At 53.3% G+C, this 1,533-nt stretch carries 2 protein-coding genes; both read right to left on the bottom strand.

Annotation, left to right across the window (positions count from 1 at the left end; all coding sequences use genetic code 11):
• A partial coding sequence (locus ACOSYY_RS17065; RefSeq protein WP_421664004.1) for a proteasome accessory factor PafA2 family protein occupies positions 1-651 on the bottom strand: 651 nt, incomplete at its 3' end.
• Positions 645-1,463, bottom strand: a complete 819-nt coding sequence (locus tag ACOSYY_RS17060; protein WP_421664002.1) for a hypothetical protein — start codon at positions 1,461-1,463, stop codon at positions 645-647. The genes ACOSYY_RS17060 and ACOSYY_RS17065, both read right to left, overlap by 7 nt.
• Between the last annotated feature and the right edge of the window lie 70 nt (positions 1,464-1,533).

Below are 1,533 nucleotides of genomic sequence, written 5' to 3'. Positions count from 1 at the left end.
ATTGTGCTGCACCCATTCGAAAAAGTCATTCACGATATAGTCGGCACGTTGGGAGATTTGAAAGGGCGGCTCCGATACATGACGCGCACCGAGAGCCGAACGTGGAATGAGCAACCGATCCGTCTGAATCCAAGAATCTTGTGGAGCGGCGGAACCGACCCGCCCCGAGCCGGTAAAAACCTGCCTGGTCACAAGAAAAGTCACAAGCGGTGCCAGCCCGCGCCTCGAAAAAGGAAATCGTCGAGAAACCAGATAGTTTTCATGCGATCCGAAGGTCGCATCCGTTTCATGATCGACGTTGTTCTTGATCAAGGACACTTGTTCTGAGAAGCCGAGTTCTTCGATGGCTTGCTGCAGCAAGAGGTCACCGGCACGGTCCGACGCCACCACATCCGTGAGGGAATGGCATTCCGGCGAGGCATACTCTAAATGCCCCATGTCCAGATAGATTCGTCCGGCGTTTATGAGAAACCCTCCATTGCCCGGAGGCTCGTCATGCCCGCGATGGTGCAGGTCCAGCACGCCTCGCCGCTGAACCTGGAATAGATAGTCACGAATCTTATGGGCAAACCATGTCGGGGAATGGTCGGGACGATCCTCGTGAACCAAGAGTCCGTATTCAGTCTCCAAGCCAAAGATGCGATTCAACATGATTCGGTAAGTGATGGGTTCAGATCCGCCGGGAGCATTGTTCTCAGCTCATCAGCCCCAAGTGTTCGATATTTAGATGGTCCTTGCACGTGATGATCAAGCAGAGCACATTCAATTGTTTTTTCGGCAATGCACCGACGTAGATGAGCATAGAGCGTCTCCACGTCAGTCATTGATTGATCAGGGCCGGTCTTTGCTTCGTCATGGCCTTCGCCATCCTCCAGTGTTGGGCGTTGCGCTCGATCACCGACCGCCCACGTACGAATTGCCGCATCCACAGCATCCTTCAGCGATCCAATGGACTGTTTCCGGACATACTCGATCATCTTCTGCTCGGCCGCCGGCGTAGCGGCAAGCACCGCATACTGCCTCTTTTCCTCAAAAGTTCCGTCGTAGTTGATCGTCAAAAAACCATCTTTTCCGGATTTCCGGCCTAATTCCGCCAACAACATTTTCACGATGAAGGGGGCTTTGAACACTTCCTCGAACGCCTGTTTGATGACCGGTGCGATACCGTACTTCACCAGGCGACTCCCGGTCACATCGGAAGCGGAACGATTAAATCCTTCGACGTGAGCCATTTCCAGCAGGTTGAAGCGCAGCTTCTCCAAATCGGCCGGGTGACCCATGCCTCCCAGAGCTAAGCGATCGTAAATCTCATATAACTTCGGCGTGCCTTTGCTCATTGTCATGAGCAAAATGCCGCGCTCATACGCGACGCCGACGACAGGAGCCCCCTCCTCAAGCTGATCGTCGAGATATTGTCGGCGATTTCCGATTGCTTCCACCCACCGATATGGCTCTTCGTACATAGTTATGATCCTTGCGCGCTTCTTGAAACTCTTGATTCAAACAGTGATCGAAGCTGAAGATCCGGCATCG

This window comes from Nitrospira sp. BLG_2, assembly GCF_049222245.1.
Note: the sequence above shows the minus strand (reverse complement) of the source record. Positions and strands in the feature narration are given on the sequence as shown.

What these genes read in the sequence shown, in the direction of transcription:
- ACOSYY_RS17060 (WP_421664002.1), bottom strand. Translation starts at nt 1,463, where the DNA reads ATGTACGAAGAGCCATATCGGTGGGTGGAAGCAATCGGAAATCGCCGA.